This is a genomic window from Achromobacter sp. ES-001, assembly GCF_019448355.1.
Lineage (GTDB): Bacteria > Pseudomonadota > Gammaproteobacteria > Burkholderiales > Burkholderiaceae_B > Achromobacter > Achromobacter spanius_B.
In genome coordinates, this window is sequence record NZ_CP079940.1 from 6201830 (window position 1) to 6218173 (window position 16344).

General features: G+C 65.0%; 16 protein-coding genes. 9 read left to right on the top strand and 7 right to left on the bottom strand.

The window, feature by feature from the left end:
- Positions 1–38: 38 nt before the first annotated feature.
- The 7 genes from cydC to purT all read right to left on the bottom strand — a co-directional run bounded on the left by cydC (position 39) and on the right by purT (position 8781).
- A complete protein-coding gene (cydC, locus tag KYT87_RS28025) occupies positions 39–1736 on the bottom strand; it encodes a thiol reductant ABC exporter subunit CydC (protein WP_219991356.1) in 1698 nt (565 codons plus the stop codon).
- Complete coding sequence (gene cydD / locus KYT87_RS28030; protein ID WP_219991357.1) at positions 1733–3583, bottom strand: thiol reductant ABC exporter subunit CydD; 1851 nt, start codon at positions 3581–3583, stop codon at positions 1733–1735. Before cydD ends, cydC begins: the two co-directional genes overlap by 4 nt.
- Complete coding sequence (cydX, locus tag KYT87_RS28035; protein WP_046803087.1) at positions 3580–3705, bottom strand: cytochrome bd-I oxidase subunit CydX; 126 nt, start codon at positions 3703–3705, stop codon at positions 3580–3582. The genes cydD and cydX overlap by 4 nt, the downstream gene beginning before the upstream one ends.
- 13 nt (positions 3706–3718) lie before the next feature.
- Complete coding sequence (gene cydB, locus KYT87_RS28040) at positions 3719–4873, bottom strand: cytochrome d ubiquinol oxidase subunit II (protein WP_104142637.1); 1155 nt, start codon at positions 4871–4873, stop codon at positions 3719–3721.
- Positions 4874–4887: 14 nt separating this feature from the next.
- A complete protein-coding gene (locus tag KYT87_RS28045) occupies positions 4888–6462 on the bottom strand; it encodes a cytochrome ubiquinol oxidase subunit I (protein WP_046803085.1) in 1575 nt (524 codons plus the stop codon).
- A 128-nt stretch (positions 6463–6590) separates the two neighbouring features.
- A complete protein-coding gene (locus KYT87_RS28050) occupies positions 6591–7136 on the bottom strand; it encodes a GbsR/MarR family transcriptional regulator (RefSeq protein WP_104142636.1) in 546 nt (181 codons plus the stop codon).
- Positions 7137–7563: 427 nt separating this feature from the next.
- Entirely contained in the window at positions 7564–8781 is a 1218-nt protein-coding gene (gene purT, locus KYT87_RS28055; RefSeq protein WP_219991358.1) for a formate-dependent phosphoribosylglycinamide formyltransferase, read from the bottom strand.
- A 105-nt stretch (positions 8782–8886) separates the two neighbouring features.
- Here purT and KYT87_RS28060 point away from each other — a divergent pair, with 105 nt between their 5' ends.
- The 9 genes from KYT87_RS28060 to KYT87_RS28100 all read left to right on the top strand — a co-directional run bounded on the left by KYT87_RS28060 (position 8887) and on the right by KYT87_RS28100 (position 16333).
- The gene (locus KYT87_RS28060; protein ID WP_046803082.1) at positions 8887–9876 is read left to right on the top strand and encodes an SIS domain-containing protein; all 990 of its coding nucleotides are present in this window, start codon (positions 8887–8889) and stop codon (positions 9874–9876) included.
- Entirely contained in the window at positions 9873–10481 is a 609-nt protein-coding gene (locus KYT87_RS28065; RefSeq protein WP_082134343.1) for an HAD hydrolase family protein, read from the top strand. The genes KYT87_RS28060 and KYT87_RS28065 overlap by 4 nt, the downstream gene beginning before the upstream one ends.
- 37 nt (positions 10482–10518) lie before the next feature.
- Positions 10519–11151, top strand: a complete 633-nt coding sequence (lptC, locus tag KYT87_RS28070; RefSeq protein ID WP_046803080.1) for an LPS export ABC transporter periplasmic protein LptC — start codon at positions 10519–10521, stop codon at positions 11149–11151.
- Positions 11148–11765 (top strand): lipopolysaccharide transport periplasmic protein LptA, encoded by a 618-nt coding sequence (gene lptA / locus KYT87_RS28075; protein ID WP_046803079.1) that lies wholly within the window; start codon positions 11148–11150, stop codon positions 11763–11765. The genes lptC and lptA overlap by 4 nt, the downstream gene beginning before the upstream one ends.
- 33 nt (positions 11766–11798) lie before the next feature.
- Positions 11799–12593: an LPS export ABC transporter ATP-binding protein gene (lptB, locus tag KYT87_RS28080; protein ID WP_046803078.1), complete on the top strand. Its 795-nt coding sequence runs from the start codon at positions 11799–11801 to the stop codon at positions 12591–12593.
- A 222-nt stretch (positions 12594–12815) separates the two neighbouring features.
- Entirely contained in the window at positions 12816–13154 is a 339-nt protein-coding gene (gene hpf, locus KYT87_RS28085) for a ribosome hibernation-promoting factor, HPF/YfiA family (RefSeq protein ID WP_006216296.1), read from the top strand.
- Between the two features lie 321 nt (positions 13155–13475).
- The gene (locus KYT87_RS28090; RefSeq protein ID WP_046803077.1) at positions 13476–13931 is read left to right on the top strand and encodes a PTS sugar transporter subunit IIA; all 456 of its coding nucleotides are present in this window, start codon (positions 13476–13478) and stop codon (positions 13929–13931) included.
- A gap of 19 nt (positions 13932–13950) precedes the next feature.
- Entirely contained in the window at positions 13951–14877 is a 927-nt protein-coding gene (gene hprK / locus KYT87_RS28095) for an HPr(Ser) kinase/phosphatase (RefSeq protein ID WP_006216298.1), read from the top strand.
- A 22-nt stretch (positions 14878–14899) separates the two neighbouring features.
- Positions 14900–16333 (top strand): PLP-dependent aminotransferase family protein, encoded by a 1434-nt coding sequence (locus tag KYT87_RS28100; RefSeq protein ID WP_046803076.1) that lies wholly within the window; start codon positions 14900–14902, stop codon positions 16331–16333.
- The last annotated feature ends 11 nt before the right edge of the window (positions 16334–16344 follow it).

The following is a 16344-nucleotide window of genomic DNA, read 5'->3' on the forward strand; positions in this document are numbered from 1 at the left end:
GAATTGAAGCAAGGCGAACTATAACCCTGCCACCGCGCTTAAGCCAGGAATGCCGGCAGCGATGACAGGTCATGTAATTGACCATTGCACAATTGCAGGCTGCGGTGCACGGCGCCGGGGGGTAGCGCGGCGTGCGTCACCAGCACCACCGACCGGCCGGTCACCGCGCGTTCCAGGTCGTTGAAGAAGCTGGCCTGGGCGGCGGCGTCCAGCCCGGCGGTGGGTTCGTCCAGCACGATAAGGGCCGCCGGCGACAACAAGGCGCGCGCCAGACACAGGCGGCGCGCCTGCCCGGCCGACAACTGCGACCCCGTTTCGCCAACCCAGGTGTCCAGCCCTTCCGGCAGCGCGCGCACAAAGTCGCCCAGGCGGGCGGCATCCAGCGCGCGCCACAACGCCGCGTCATCGGCGTCGGCGTCGCCGATCAACAGATTGGTGCGCAGCGTGCCCAGGAATACGGGGGCATCTTGCGACAACAAGGCAATCCGGCGGTGCCAATCCCGCTGCGTGCACGCGCGGGCGTCGACGCCGCCAAAGCGCACCTGCCCGGCTTGCGGATCTTCCAGCCGCAGGATCAGGTGCAACAGCGTGGACTTGCCCGCGCCGCTGGCGCCCAGAATGGCCACGCGTTCACCCGGGTCGACATGCAACTGGATGCCGTCCAGCACGGTGGGACTGGGGTCCGCCGACCGCGCCGGGTAGCGAAACGTCACCCCGTCCAGCTCCAGCGCGCCGCTTTGGGGCAAGCCGCGCGGGTGGGCGGGGTCCTGCATGTCGGGTTGGGCCTGCGTGACTTCACGGATGCGCGCGGCGGCAGTCATGGCAGAGCCCATGCGTGACGCGCCTCGCATGATGGGGCCGGCCACCTCAAAAATGCCTATCACCGCCAGCAGTAGCCCGACCAGTACGGGGCCGTCGATACCGCCCGCTTCGTGGGTGCCCAGGCCGAACCACAGCAATGCCAGCACCGACACACCCGCGGCGACCTGCAAGAACCACTGACCGCGTGCGGCGACACGCGCCTGGCTGCGTCGAGCGCGCGCGCTGGCCTCGCACAGGTGCTGAAAATGTTCGGCGGTCTGCGCCTGCGTGTGCAGCGCGACCATATCGGCGTGACCTTCCACGGCGTCCAAGGTCGCCGCGCGCAGCCCGGCGGCGCTTTCCTGGGCGGCCGCGCCGGGTTTTTTCGCGGCGCGCAGCAGCCACAGCGGCACCAGCACGCAGGCGGTCAGCAAGGCCAGCGCAAACGTCAACGCCGCTGCCGGCACCCACATTCCCAAAACGGCGGTCAAGACGGCGCCGGCCAACACGGCCGTCGCCAAGGGTGCCAGCACAAAGAGGAATACCGTGTCCAATGCGTCGACGTCGCCCGTCATGCGCGCGACCAGATCGCCGCTGCGATAGCGGGCGAGTTGTCTCGGGGTCAAACGGATCAACGCGCCAAACACCATGGCGCGCAGGTCGGCCAACAGGCGCAGCGTGGCGGAATGCCCGACCACGCGATCGGCGTAGCGGGACACGATGCGCAGGAACGACAGGCCGCGCACCAGCGCGGACGGGGCAAACAGGTTGAACACACCGCCCGCCCCCGCCAAGGCCGCGCCCGTCAGGAACCAACCCGACACGCCCAGCAAGCCGACGCCGGCAGCAACGGTAGCCAACGCACAGAACAATGCGAGCAAAAGCCCGCTTTTTCGGCGTGCGTATAGCGGCAGCAGCAACAGCAGATTCTTCATGCGTCTTCCAAGCCGCCGTTGGCCAGCCGAAGCACCCGGCCGACGCGCGCGGCCACGGCCGGCGAATGCGTGGCCAGCAACAAGGTCCGGCCGCCGGCAAATTTCAGAATTTCCTCAAGCACGCGCGCCTGCGTCGTTTCGTCCAGATGCGCGGTGGGCTCGTCCAGCAGGATCAGCCCCGGGTCGCGCAGGAACAAGCGCGCCAGCGCCACGCGCTGCGCCTGCCCGCCTGACAAGCCATGGCCACGGCTGCCCAGCAGCGTATCCAGGCCTTGCGGCAAGGCGTCGGTAAACGTCAGCGCGCACGCGCGGCGCGCGGCTTCGTGCACGTCGGCATCGGACGCGGCCGGGCGGCCCAGGCGGATGTTGTCGGCGATGGACCCGGCCAATAGCTGGGGCGTCTGGCCGATCAACGCCACGCGCCCGCGCAAAGCGGCTTCGTCCCATGCCTCAAGCGGCCGACCGTCGACGAGGATGTGGCCCTGGTAGGGGCGCAGGCGGGCGATGGCCTCGATCAGCGTCGACTTGCCGATGCCGCTGGGACCCATCAACGCGGCGTGTTCGCCGGGCGCCAGCGTTAGCGAGGCATCAGACAGCACCGGTTGCGCGCGGCCCGGCGCCAGCACGGTCAGCGCAGACACCGACAGTGCCGCCGCCGACAAGTGCGATCGGGCGGTGGCGTAGGGGGGGCTTTGCGGTGGCGGTTGCGATGGCGAGTGCGGTTGCGAATGCGGCTGCGGCTGCGGCTGCGGTTGCAGTTGCAGTTGCGGTTGCGGTTGCCCTTGGACCCGCCCCGGTTCGGCGGCATCGTCCATGGGCAAGCCGTCGAACAGCACCGCGATTTGCGTCACGGCGGCCAGCGCGGTGGCGCGGTCGTGATAATGCGCGGCAAACTGGCGCAGCGGTGCGTAGACTTCGGGCGCCATCAGCAGGCAGAACAAGCCCGCCTGCAACGTCAGGGGCGACCAGCGCACATCCAGGAAGCCCAGGTACGTCAAGCCGATGTACACGGCCACGCCCGCCACGCCCAGCGCGGCGAAGAATTCCAGTACGGCGGACGACAGGAATGCGATGCGCAGCACCGACATCGTGCGCTGGCGCAGCGCGTCGCTGGCGGCCACGACCGAGGCGGCTTCGGCGTCGGCGCGGCCATACAGTTTCAGTGTCGACAAGCCGCGCAAGCGATCCGCGAAGAAGCCCGACAAGCGGGCAAAGGCGCGCAAATGGCGGCGGCTGGCGCCTTGCGCGCCCCACCCCACCAGCGCCATGAACAAGGGAATCAGCGGCGCCGTGATCAGCAGCACCAGGCCGGCCACCACGTCCACCGGCAGCAACACCACCGAAAACGCCACGGGCAATAACGCCGCGGCGGCCATGGCGGGCAGGTATTTGGCAAAGAAGCCGTCCAGGGCTTCCACCTGGTCCACGACCGCGCTGGCCAATTCGCCCGAGGCCTTGCCCCGGGTCCAGTAAGGCCCCTTGGCTACCATTCGTGAAAACAAGGACTGGCGCACGTGACGCTTGATGCGTTCAGCGGCATCGGCGCCGGCGCGTTCGCCCGCCCAGGTGATGGTGGCGCGCAGCAGCATCAACGCCGCGATAGCCAGGATGCTGGCCAGCAGTTGCTGGCGCGGCGCGTGCTGAACGATTGCGGCGTCCAGCACACGCGCGAGCAACCACGCCTGCACCACCAGCAACGCGCCGCTGACCAGCGGCGCGGCGCCGGCGAGCATCAAGCCGGGCCTGGCCGCCTTGGCCAGCGTCATCAACCACCGCGATTGTTCGCGCGGCGGCTTCTGCAAACTGGCCGACGGGTCATGCTCCAGGCTGCTGGCGCCGCCGCTCACTCGTCGTTACGGCTGACGCGCGGGTCGTGCGAGTGACCTTCGCGCAGCTCGAACCACATGGCGTTGAGGATGGCAAAAGCGCATGCCAGGCCCAGGCCGAGTATCCATGAGAAATACCACATGAGGCGGCTCCTTTTAGTACGAATTGGGCGTGCCGCCCACGGATTCATGGGTGACCTTGCCGCGCATGACGCGATACACCCAGGCGGTGTACAGCGTCACGATCGGCAGGAACACAGCCACGGCAATCACCATGATCCACAGCGTCAGGTGGCTGGACGAACCGTCCCAGATGGTCAGGCCGGCTTGCGGCTTGGTCGAGGACGGCATGACGAACGGGAACAGCGCAAAACCCACCGTCAGGATGACGCCCGTGATCGACAACGCCGATGCCAGGAACGCCAGCATGTTGGCGCGCGCCGTCAACAGCAGCACCACCAGCAGCGCGCCGCCCACGCCCAGCGCGGGCGCAATCCACATCAACGGCCACGTCGCGTAGTTGGCCATCCACGCACCGGACTGCACCGCCACGGTCTTGAGCATGGGGTCGGACGGGCCGCCCATGTTGACCGCGCTGGTGATGGTGTGGCCGCCTATACCGCCGGCCACCCAGAAACCACCCGCCACGAACAGCGCCGCGGTCAGCAGGCCGGCCAGCCGCCCCCAATTGCGGGCGCGCGAGGACACGGGATCGTCCGTGCGCCAGGCCAGCAGCACCGCGCCGTGCATGGCCAGCATCACCACGCTGAGCACGCCGGCCAGCAAGGCGAACGGCGCGAACAGCTGATAGAAGTGCCCTTCGTAGATGGGCCGCAACGTCACGGGGTCAAAGGTGAACGGCACGCCCAGGATGATGTTGCCCATCGCTACACCGAACACCAGCGAGGCCACCACGCCTGAAAAGCACAGCACGCCATCCCAGCTGTTGCGCCAGCGCGTGCCTTCCATCTTGCTGCGGTACTTGAAGCCCACGGGGCGCAGGATCAGCGCGATCAGCACCAGCATCATCGCCAGGTAGAAGCCGGAAAAGGATGCTGCGTACAACAACGGCCACGCGGCAAAGATGGCGCCGCCCGCCGTGATCAACCACACCTGGTTGCCTTCCCAGACCGGGCCGACAACGTTGATGACGATGCGGCGTTCGGCGTCCGTCTTGGCCACCACGGGCAGCAAGGCGGCCACGCCCAGGTCAAAGCCGTCCATGACGGCAAAACCGATCAGCAAGGCGCCCAGCAGCACCCACCAGATGACACGCAAGGTGCCGTAATCAAAAGGAATCAGGGTATCCATGTGCTTGTCTCCGCTTAGGCGCGCACGGCGGCGCGCACAGGATCGGCGGCGGCGTCGCTTGCCACCGGCCCATCGGATTTCGGACCCGCCTTGATGGCGTGCAACATGACCTTCACGCCGATGATCAGCAAGACGGTGTACAGCACCAGGAAAATGGCAAGGCTGATGGCCAGGTCGGCAATCGTCAGGCCGGATGCCGCGTAGTACGTCGGCAGCACGCCTTCAATCACCCAGGGCTGGCGGCCATACTCGGCCACGAACCAGCCGCTTTCAATGGCGACCCACGGCAGCGGCAAGCTCCACAGCGCCACCTTCAACAAGCCACGGCGACTGTCCAGGCGGCCGCGCGAGGCCAGCCAGAACGCCACGCCGAAGAACAGGATCAGGTACATGCCCACCGCGACCATGATGCGGAACGCCCAGAACAACGGCGCCACGTTTGGCACGGTGTCGATCGCGGCCTGCTTGATGTCGGCCTCGGTCACCTTGGTCATGTCTTCTTGATAGCGCTTGACCAGCAGCGCGTAGCCCAGGTCCGGCCAGGTCTTGTCAAAGACCATGCGCGCGTCCGTGTCCTTGGGGTTGGCGCGGATCTTCTGCAAGGCTTCATACGCCACCATGCCGTCGCGGATGCGGTTTTCGGCGCGCAGGATCAGGTCGTCGATGCCCAGCAGCGGCGTGGTCAGCGAACGCGTGCCGATGATGCCCATGACGTACGGGATCTCGATGGCGAAGTCGTTCTTGCGTTCGGCCTGGTTGGGTATCGCGATCAGGTTGAAGGACGCGGGCGCGGGCTCGGTATGCCACATGGATTCCATGGCCGCGATCTTCATCTTCTGATGCTCGGTGGTCAGGTAGCCGCTTTCGTCACCCAGCACCACCACCGACAGCGCGCCCGCCAGGCCGAAGCTGGCGGCCACGGCCATCGAGCGCTTGGCCAGGTCGGTATGACGGCCCTTCAGCAGGTACCAGGCGCTGATCGACATCACGAACATGGCGCCCGCGACGTAGCCGGCGCTGACCGTGTGCACGAACTTGGCCTGCGCCACCGGGTTGAAGATCACCGCGGCGAAGTCGGTCATCTCCATGCGCATGGTGTCGGGGTTGAAGATGGCGCCCACCGGATTCTGCATCCAGCCGTTGGCGATCAGGATCCACAGCGCCGAAAAGTTGGTGCCGAACGCCACCAGCCAGGTCACGACCAGGTGGCTGACCTTGGACATGCGGTTCCAGCCGAAGAAGAACAGGCCGACGAAGGTGGCTTCCAGGAAGAAGGCCATCAGCCCTTCCAGCGCAAGCGGCGCGCCGAAAATATCACCCACGTAGTGGCTGTAGTAGGACCAGTTCATGCCGAACTGGAACTCCATCACCACGCCGGTGGCCACGCCCAAGGCAAAGTTGATGCCGAACAGCGTGCCCCAGAACATCGTCATCCGTTTCCAGATGGGGCGACCGGTCATGACGTACACGCTTTCCATGATGGCCAGCATGAACGACAGGCCAAGCGTGAGGGGGACGAACAGGAAATGGTAAAGCGCGGTCGCGGCAAACTGGAATCGCGACAGGTTGACGACGTCTAGATCAATCATTGGGGCGCTCCCAAGCAGTCAAGACACCGTGGCAACCGGCGTGGTTCCCAGGCCGACTCTGGCGCCATGTTACGGGCGATGGATACAACTTCATAGCAGTTTCCTGAAAAATCGGGGCGCATGGCAGCTCAATCCTTGCCCCGCAATTTGCCGGCGAAGCCCAGCACTTTCTGCACTTGCGAACCCAGTCGCATGAGCTTCTGCACGGTCTCCGGGGGCAGGCGTTGAACCTCGTCGAACCATCCAGACGACAGTTCGATGAGTTCCAGCATTTCGGTCATGCGTTGTTGCGCGTAGGCGTCGTTGGGCCCCGACGGGGTCTCCAGGAGGGTGTCGCGCAGCAGGGTCATCGTGGGATTGATTTCGCGCTTGCGCTTTTCTTCCATCAGGATGCGGAAGATTTCCCAAACGTCTTTGGGCGTTTCGAAGTAATCGCGCCGGTCACCGACTTGGTGGACCAGCTTGACCAGGCGCCACGATTGCAACTCCTTCAGGCCCAGGCTGACGTTCGAGCGCGAAAAACCCAGCGTCTCGGCAATTTCGTCGGCATTCAGGGGATCCGGGTGCAGGAACAGCAGCGCGTAGATCTGGCCAACCGTGCGGTTCACACCCCAACGGCTGCCCATTTCGCCAAAGTGCAAGACGAAACGTTCGTTTTGAGGGGTAAGAACCATGTTTTTATTGCGCCGAAGGACTAGAGCGCGGCGATCTGGAGAAATCCAGTTACACCGCTTTCAGAAATTTCTGAAATTATCGAACAAACTGTGCGATTGCGCAAACCACAATATCGGCAGGGGCAAAGACGCAAGCGACGCTTCTTGGCTGGAATACGACGGGCTGAGATGACAAGGGGGGAAACGACCGGGTGGCAACCACGGTCAGGGGTGCGGGTGACAGGCAACGACAACAGCCACCGGCCTGAAGGGCGCGGCGGCTGTGAAGGTATGGAAAAACCTGCGGCTATTCAGGCTATCTAATAGAGCCTGCCCCGAGAGCCTGCCCGGACAGCCTGTCCTGAGAGCCTTCCCCAAGAGCCGGCACCGGGCCACATCAAGAGGCCCAGGCGTGGGGAAAGCCTGAGGAAATGGGATGCCCGAGCTTTTAGCCCGCCTTGACGGTCACGGCGGCGGAAACGCGCTTGGCCTTGGCGCGGGCGGCGGCCACGTCGTCGGCCACGGCCAGGCCCACGCCCATGCGGCGCTTGACGAAGGATTCGGGCTTGCCGAACAGCCGGATGTCGGTGCCCGGTTCGGCCAGCGCTTCAGCCACGTTGTGAAAGGACACGGCGGCGGCGTCCACGCCGCCATAGATCACGCTGCTGGCGCCGGGCTGGCGCAGGCTGGTGTCCACCGGCAGGCCCAGCAAGGCGCGGGCGTGTAGTTCAAATTCGTTCTGGGTCTGGGTAATCAGGGTGACCATGCCGGTGTCATGCGGACGCGGGCTGACTTCCGAGAACCAGACCTGGTCCCCCGCCACGAACAGCTCGACACCGAAGATGCCCAGGCCGCCCAGATCCGACGTGACGGCCAGCGCGATTTCTCGGGCGCGTTCCAGCGCGGCGGGCGACATGGGATGCGGCTGCCAGCTTTCAACGTAGTCACCGTCAACCTGCTTGTGGCCGATGGGCTCGCAATAACGGGTTTCGACCTTGCCGTCGGCGCCGCGCGCGCGCACCGTCAGCAGGGTGATTTCGTAGTCGAAGCGGATGAACCCTTCAACAATCGCCCGGCCCCCGCCTACCCGGCCGCCTTCCTGGGCATAGCGCCAGGACTGGGCGACGTCATCCGCGCTTTTGATGACGGATTGGCCCTTGCCGGACGAGGACATCACCGGCTTGATGACGCAGGGGTAGCCGATGCCGCCGTCAATGGCGGCGCGCAATTCTTCTTCGGTGTCGACAAAACGGTAGGGAGAAGTGGGCAGGCCCAGCGTCTCGGCCGCCAGGCGGCGGATGCCCTCGCGGTTCATGGTCAACTGGGCGGCGCGCGCGGTCGGCGTCACGCGGGCCACGCCCGCCGCTTCCAGCTCGACCAGCAAACTGGTGGCAATGGCCTCGATTTCGGGGACAATAACGTGCGGCCGTTCCTGCTGGATGATCTTTTTCAGGGCGTCCGCGTCGGTCATGGACACCACATGCGCACGGTGCGCCACCTGATGGCCCGGCGCGTCGGCGTACCGATCCACCGCAATGACTTCCACGCCCAGCCTTTGCAGGGCAATGATGACCTCTTTGCCCAATTCGCCCGAACCGAGCAGCATGACTCGGGTGGCCAGGGGGGACAGGGGCGTGCCAAGGACGGGGCTGGAAATGCTGGACATGGAGCGGGCCTGGATAAGAAGAATTGAAAGCCGTTGAAAAGAGCCGCCAGAATGCCATACGGCCCTGGCGGGGGCAAACCCGCCCACTGATATTAAAATCCCCGCATGACTGATCATCCCATCACTTCGTCCGATGCCGCGCTGGCATCCGCCCGCCGCACCTTGCAAGTCGAAAGCCAAGGCCTGCTGGACCTGTCCGCGCGGCTGGACGATTCGTTCTCGCAGGTTGTCGCGCTGCTGCTGGCCTGCCGGGGCCGCGTCGTGGTCACCGGCATCGGCAAGACCGGGCACATCGCCCGCAAGATCGCCGCGACCTTCGCCTCGACGGGCACGCCCGCCTTCTTCGTGCACGCCGCCGAAGCGGTGCACGGGGATCTGGGCATGATCACGAAAGACGACGTGGTCATCGCCATCTCTTATTCAGGGGCCGGGCAGGAATTGCTGACCATCCTGCCGGTGGCGCGCCGCATGGGCGCCAAGCTGGTGGCCATTACCGGCAACCCGCAATCCGAACTGGCGCAGTTGGCCGACGTGCATCTGGACGGCAGCGTGGCGCAGGAAGCCTGCCCCTTGAATCTGGCGCCCACCGCCAGCACCACGGCGGCGCTGGCGCTGGGCGATGCCCTGGCGGTTGCCTGCCTGGAAGCGCGCGGCTTCAGTCCACAGGATTTCGCGCGGTCCCACCCTGGTGGCGCGCTGGGCCGCCGCCTGCTGACGCTGGTGCGCGACGTGATGCGCCAGGGCAACGCCCTGCCCATCGTGCTTGCCGGCACGCCGGTGTCGCAAGCGCTTGAGGTGATGTCCGCCAAGGGCATGGGCATGACCGTCGTGACGGACGCGCAACACCGCCCGCTGGGCATCTTCACCGACGGCGACTTGCGCCGCCTGATTGCCCGGCACGGCGATATCCGCAGCTTGACCGTGGAGGCGGGCATGACCCGATCGCCACGCAGCATCCCCCCCGACGCATTGGCCGTCGAGGCCGCGCAGCAGATGGACGAGCTTCGTCTCAGCCAGATGCTGGTGTTGGACGCAGACGGCGCGCTGCTGGGCGCCTTGCACATGCATGATCTGATGGCCGCTAAAGTGGTATGACTATGACTCTTCCTGCTTCCGTGACTCACCCGGCCGAAGCGCTGGTTCTTGCCCGCATCCCCGCTACCGTGCGCGACCGCGCCGCCGCCGTGCGCCTGATGGTGTTCGACGTGGACGGCGTGTTGACCGACGGCAGCCTCTATTACGGTGAAGGCGGCGAACTGCAAAAGCGCTTTCACGCCCTGGACGGCCACGGCCTGCGCCTGTTGATGGAAGGTGGCCTGACGGTGGCGCTGATGACGGGCCGCTCGGGCCCCATCGTTGCCCGCCGCGCCGCCGAACTGGGCATCTCGGAAGTGATGCAGGGCGTGCGCGACAAGGGTTCAGCACTGGCAGAACTTGCGCAGCGCTCGGGTGTCCAACTGAATCAAACCGGCTACATGGGCGATGACATCATCGACCTGCCGGCCATGCAACGCGCGGGTTTCGCAGCCAGCGTGCCCAACGCGCCCGGCTATGTCAGCCAGGCCGCCCACTGGGTTTCCACGCAGGCCGGCGGCAGCGGCGCGGTGCGCGAATGCTGCGACCTGCTCTTGGCCTCCCAAGGACGCCTGGGCGCGTTCCTGGCGGCGCCCGGCCTGCTGGGCCCCGGCGCCATCCAATGACGGCCACGAACTTCGACACGCCCTGGCGGCGACACTGATGAAAGAACGTTTTCCTTCCCTGATTGCGCTGTTCCTGCTGCTGGTGCTGGTCACCAGCTCGTGGTGGGCCGCCGATTACGCACAGCGGGCGATCCAGGTCGACCCGCCGCGCCGCATCACCCACGAAATGGACGCCTGGTCGCGCGATTTCGTCATGCTGCGCACGGACCCGACGGGCCGTCCGATCAATCGGCTGGAAGGCGAATACGCCGAGCATTTCCCCGACGACGATTCGTATCACATCACCGCGCCCCGCGCGGTGGGCCAACGCGAAGCCAACCCCGTGACGGTAGGCGTCTCGAAAACCGCCGTGATGGAACAAGGCGGCAAGCGCATCGTCATGAATGGCGACGCGCACGTGCATCGCCAGCCCGACGCCAACAACGACGTGCTGGATGTACGCAGCCAGCAGTTGATCATCCTGCCCGACGAAGACGTGGTGTATACCGACCTGCCGGCGGAAGTGCTCAAGGGCCGCTCGCGCATGAACGGCAAGGGCATGCACTACAACAACAAGACGCGCCAATTGCAGGTGTCCGCGTCGACGGATGTTGAAATTGCCGGTTCCGAAGGCAAGCAACAGCGCCGCACCGAGATACCCGCCAACAACACTGACCAAAAGAAACCATGACCGACCTTCGGACTCTCTTTGCCCCGACGACTCGCCTGCTTGGCGCCGTCCTGCTGACGGCCTCGGTGTTTGCGCCCGCCCACGCGGCCGAGCCCGCCAAGCCGGCTGAAGAGCCCAGCACCCTGATCCTGTCGGACACGCTGCACTATGACGACGTAAAGAAACAAAGCGTTTTCACTGGCAACGTCAACATGACGCGCGGCCTGATGACGCTGACTTCCGACACGCTGGAAATGCACGAAGACGCACAGGGCGGGCAGTACGGCACGGCTACCGCCAACAAGGGCAAGGTCGTGACCATCCGGCAAGAGCGCCCCGAGACGTTCGAGCTGATCGAAGGCAAGGGCCTGCGCGCGGAATACGACGGCACCAAGAGCACGTTCGACCTGATCGGCCAGGCCGTTGTGGTCCGTTACGTCTGTGGCAAACCGTTCGACACGATTCGCGGCGAACGGGTACGCTACAACGAAAAAACCGGCACCTATGAAGCGCAGGGCGGTCCCAATTCCGCCGCTGCCGGCGGTCGCGTGCGTTCGGTTGCCGAACCTCGCGCCAAGTCCGATGCCGCCGTGGCCGAATGCCGCAAGCAGCAAGCCGCCAAGAAAGGACGCTAAAGCGTCCCCCATGCAACACCACTCGCAGCCACGATGAACCAACCTTCTGTGCCCACACCCGTGACCTCCGCCCCCTCGGGGGTCAAGCAGGGCAGCCTGCGCGCAACCGGCTTGCGCAAGACCTATAACGGCCGGACCGTGGTGCAGGATGTGTCCCTGTCCGTGGTCAGTGGCGAAGTGGTGGGCCTGCTGGGCCCGAACGGCGCCGGCAAGACCACCAGCTTCTACATGATCGTGGGCCTGGTGCCCGCGGACGCCGGACGCATCGAGATCGACGGCGCCGTGATCACGGCGATGCCGATCCACAAGCGCGCGCGCATGGGCCTGTCGTACCTGCCGCAGGACGCATCCGTGTTCCGCCGCCTGACCGTCGAGCAGAACATCCGCGCCGTGCTGGAATTGCAGTTGGGGCCCGATGGCCGCGCGCTGTCCACGGCCAAGATCAACGAGCAGATGGAATCGCTGCTTGAAGAGCTGCAAATCGGTCACATTCGCAGCAATGCCGCCATTTCGCTGTCGGGCGGCGAACGCCGCCGCGTGGAAATCGCACGCGCGCTGGCCACCAGCCCGCGCTTCATCCTGTTGGACGAACCCTTTGCCGGCGTGGACCCCATTGCCGTCATCGAGATCCAGCGCATCGTGCGGTTTCTGAAGGGCCGCGGCATCGGCGTGCTGATCACCGACCACAACGTGCGCGAAACGCTGGGCATCTGCGATCGCGCCTACATCATCAGTGAAGGCAAGGTGCTGACCGACGGTCACCCGGACGAAATCGTGGGCGATCCCGCCGTGCGCCGCGTGTACCTGGGCGAGCACTTCCGCATGTAACGGGCACCCTGGGGAAGACCCCTAGTCGCCTCTCGGGCGAAGGCAAATACGCCCTAGGGGTTCAGCCATAAAAATGCCATGTTCTTGCGCTAGGTCAGCTTGTTTTCTCGGCCCGAGTCTATACACTAGTACTAAACGCACCCACCAATCCAAGGAGAACGCCTAACGACCTCACCGCGCATTTTGCGCACCCATTTTTCTCTTTTAGAAGGAGAGCACACTATGAACCTGAGCATCTGCGGTCGTCACCTCGACGTCACCCCGGCAATCCGGGAATATGTCATGAACAAACTGGCGCGAGTGCTGCGGCATTTCGATCACGTCATCGATACCCAGGTCATGCTCTCAGTAGAGCCCCTGCGGCACAGAGCCGAAATCACCATGCGTCTAAGCGGTAAGGATATTCATTGTGAAGCGACCGATGAAAATCTCTACGCAGCCATAGACCTTCTTGCTGACAAAGTCGACCGTCAGGTCATCAAGCACAAGGACAAGGTACGAAGTCACTCAGCGGAGTCCGTGAAGCGGCAAGCGGCGAGCCTCTCGCCACCCCAGCAGTAATGCGCTTCATGATCACTCGCCCTGCGCGATAAGCTAAACAGCGATTGTAAAAATCCTGCCTAAGTCCCGGTGTCCCGCTAGACGTCAGTCCAGCCGGGGCATCGGCAAAACTCCCCGCTCTACCCCCTCTCCCGCATTCCCCAATCCCCCTGTTTTTGCCGTGCCTGGCCATGTCCACGGGCTGGACGCTGTGTGTGAACGCCCACAACGCGCCGCGATCAGACTATGCTGTCGCTCTTGCCACGCCGTTCGCCGCCTGTCCACCGGGCGGGGCGCCAGGCCAATTTATTGCACTGCGTCATATAACCATATAATGATCCGATGAATCATTTGTCGCGCATCCTACCCGCCGGCAACGTCGTGCTCGATATGCTCGCAACGAGCAAGAAACGGGCGTTCGAACAAGCTGGCCTTCTCTTTGAAAACAATCATGGCTTGGCACGCGCGCTCGTGTTCGACAGCCTGTTTGCCCGGGAACGTTTAGGCTCCACTGCCCTTGGGCAGGGCGTGGCCGTTCCGCATGGCCGCGTGAAGGGGCTTGAGCAGGCGTTGGCGGCGTTCATCCGCTTAAGCCAGCCGATCTCGTTCGACGCGCCCGACGGGCAACCGGTGTCGATGCTGCTGTGCCTGCTGGTGCCGGAAACGGCTACGCAACAGCACTTGGACATCCTGGCCGAATTGGCGCAGCTGATGTCGAACAAGGCATTGCGCGAGGCCCTGGCCACCGAACCCGACGCGGCCATCGTCCACCGCATGCTGACTACCGGCCAACTCTGACCCTCGCGGAAACGCTGCCATGCTCACGGTGCAGGAACTCGTCGACGACAACGCCGACAAAATCCCCTTTAACTGGATTTCGGGCCAAGGCGCCGCTGACCGCGCCATTCCCGATGACGGCATGGCGGCCGCCGATCTTGTCGGCCACCTGAACCTGATCCACCCGTCGCGCATCCAGGTGTTCGGCCAGGAAGAACTGGCGTATTACACGCGCTTCGACCTGCGGCGCCGCATGCACCACATGGACGAGCTGCTGATTGGCGGCGTGCCGGCCATCTTGCTGGCAGACGGCCTTACGCCGCCGCAAGACCTGGTGGACCAGTGCGACCAGCATCAGGTGCCGCTGTTGTCCACGCCGGTCGCTGCCGCGCAGCTGATCGACCTGCTGCGCATCTACCTGGGCAAGAAGCTGGCCCCCACCACCACCGTGCACGGCGTGTTTCTTGATGTGCTGGGCCTGGGCGTGTTGATTACCGGCGAGTCGGGCCTGGGCAAAAGCGAGCTGGCGCTGGAATTGATTTCACGCGGCCACGGCCTGGTGGCCGACGATGCGGTCGAGTTCTCGCGCACGGCGCCCAACATGATCGAAGGCCACTGCCCCCAGCTGCTGCAAAACCTGCTGGAAGTGCGCGGCCTGGGCCTGCTGGATATCCGCACCATCTTTGGCGAGACCTCGGTACGCCGCAAAATGCGCCTGAAGTTGATCGTGCATCTGGTGCGCGCCACCGCGCAAGACAAGTTCGAACGCCTGCCCCTGCAAGACATCACGCAAGACATGCTGGGCCTGCCCGTGCGCAAGGTGATGCTGCAAGTGGCCGCCGGCCGCAATCTGGCGGTGCTGGTCGAAGCTGCCGTGCGCAACACCATACTGAAGTTGCGCGGCATCGATACGCTGGGCGAATTCATGGAACGCCAGGCCATGGCGATCCTGCAAAGCAGCAAATGAACGCACGCGGTCTCGCGGCATCGTGAGCCTGTACGAAACCCTGGCCGACGAGATCGCCAAATCGATCCGAGACGGCGTCATGCGCGCGGGCGACAAGCTGCCCTCGGTGCGTGAAGCGTGCGCGGCGCGCGGGGTCAGCCCGTCCACGGTATTCCAGGCGTACTACCTGCTTGAAGCGCGCGGCCTGATCCGCGCGCAGCCACGTTCGGGCTACTACGTGCACGCCCCCGCCGAATCCCGGCCGCCTGAACCCGGCACATCCAGCCCGGACGGCGAGTCGACAGAACTGGCCATCAGCGAACGCATCTTCGACATCCTGGGTTCCGTGCGCAATCGCGACGTGACGCCGCTGGGGTCTGCCTTTCCGTCGCCCCTGCTGTTTCCGCTGCCCCGCTTGGCGCAGGCCATGGCCGCGCACCTGAAACGCCAGGACCCGCTGGATACTGTCGAAGATCTCAGCCCCGGCAATCCCGGCCTGCGGCGGCAGATCGCCTTGCGCTATCTGATTGGCGGCATGAACGTGCCGGCCAGCGACATCGTCGTTACCAACGGCGCGCTGGAAGCGTTGAACCTTTGCCTGCAAGCCGTCACGCAAGTGGGCGACACGGTGATGGTCGAAGCCCCAACGTTCTACGGCGCCTTGCAAGCCCTGGAGCGCCAGGGCCTGAAAGCGTTGGAAGTGCCGACGCATCCGCGCACGGGCGTGGACCTGGCCGCCATGGAGGCCGCCATCAAGCGGCACGCGCCCAGCGCCTGCTGGCTGATGACGCAATTCCAGAACCCGCTGGGCAGCCTGATGCCCGACGACAAGAAGCGTCAGTTGGTGGAAATGCTGGCGCGCCACGGCATTCCGTTGATCGAAGACGATGTTTACGGCGAACTCTATTACGGCGCCGCGCGGCCCGTGCCGGCAAAGGCCTACGACACCGAGGGGCTGGTGCTGCATTGCTCGTCGTTTTCCAAATGCCTGGCGCCCGGATACCGCATTGGTTGGGCGTCGGCGGGCCGCTACTCGCGACAGGTGCAGCGGCTGAAACTGTCGTCGACGCTGTCCGCGTCGGGCCCCGCGCAAGGCGCTATCGCCGAGTATCTTGAGCAAGGCGGATACGATCGCCATCTGCGCCGGTTGCGGCAAACGTTGCAGACGCAGCAAGACCGTATGGCCGACGCGATTGCACAAGAATTTCCCGCGGGCACGCGCGTGACGCGTCCGCAAGGCGGCTTCTTTTTGTGGGTGGAACTGCCGGCGGCGGTGGACGCGCTGGCCCTGCATCGCGATGCGCTGGCGCGCGGCATCAGCGTGGCGCCCGGCCCGATTTTTTCAGCCAGCAGCCAGTTCGCCAGCGCCCTGCGCTTGAATTACGGGCATCCCTGGGACGCCGCGCACGAAGACGCCATCCGCGTGCTGGGCGAACTGGCCCGCCAGGCTTGCGCGCGGGCCAGCGCGAAGCGATAGACCCGCGGCAA

Excerpts from the sequence above, each read along its gene's own strand:
- KYT87_RS28045 (WP_046803085.1), bottom strand. The coding sequence starts at position 6,462 with ATGATTGATCTAGACGTCGTCAACCTGTCGCGATTCCAGTTTGCCGCG.
- lptA (WP_046803079.1), top strand. The coding sequence starts at position 11,148 with ATGACCGACCTTCGGACTCTCTTTGCCCCGACGACTCGCCTGCTTGGC.
- cydC (WP_219991356.1), bottom strand. The coding sequence starts at position 1,736 with ATGAAGAATCTGCTGTTGCTGCTGCCGCTATACGCACGCCGAAAAAGC.
- KYT87_RS28090 (WP_046803077.1), top strand. The coding sequence starts at position 13,476 with ATGAATCATTTGTCGCGCATCCTACCCGCCGGCAACGTCGTGCTCGAT.
- KYT87_RS28050 (WP_104142636.1), bottom strand. The coding sequence starts at position 7,136 with ATGGTTCTTACCCCTCAAAACGAACGTTTCGTCTTGCACTTTGGCGAA.
- lptC (WP_046803080.1), top strand. The coding sequence starts at position 10,519 with ATGAAAGAACGTTTTCCTTCCCTGATTGCGCTGTTCCTGCTGCTGGTG.
- hprK (WP_006216298.1), top strand. The coding sequence starts at position 13,951 with ATGCTCACGGTGCAGGAACTCGTCGACGACAACGCCGACAAAATCCCC.
- purT (WP_219991358.1), bottom strand. The coding sequence starts at position 8,781 with ATGTCCAGCATTTCCAGCCCCGTCCTTGGCACGCCCCTGTCCCCCCTG.
- KYT87_RS28065 (WP_082134343.1), top strand. The coding sequence starts at position 9,873 with ATGACTATGACTCTTCCTGCTTCCGTGACTCACCCGGCCGAAGCGCTG.
- hpf (WP_006216296.1), top strand. The coding sequence starts at position 12,816 with ATGAACCTGAGCATCTGCGGTCGTCACCTCGACGTCACCCCGGCAATC.
- lptB (WP_046803078.1), top strand. The coding sequence starts at position 11,799 with ATGAACCAACCTTCTGTGCCCACACCCGTGACCTCCGCCCCCTCGGGG.
- KYT87_RS28060 (WP_046803082.1), top strand. The coding sequence starts at position 8,887 with ATGACTGATCATCCCATCACTTCGTCCGATGCCGCGCTGGCATCCGCC.
- cydB (WP_104142637.1), bottom strand. The coding sequence starts at position 4,873 with ATGGATACCCTGATTCCTTTTGATTACGGCACCTTGCGTGTCATCTGG.
- cydX (WP_046803087.1), bottom strand. The coding sequence starts at position 3,705 with ATGTGGTATTTCTCATGGATACTCGGCCTGGGCCTGGCATGCGCTTTT.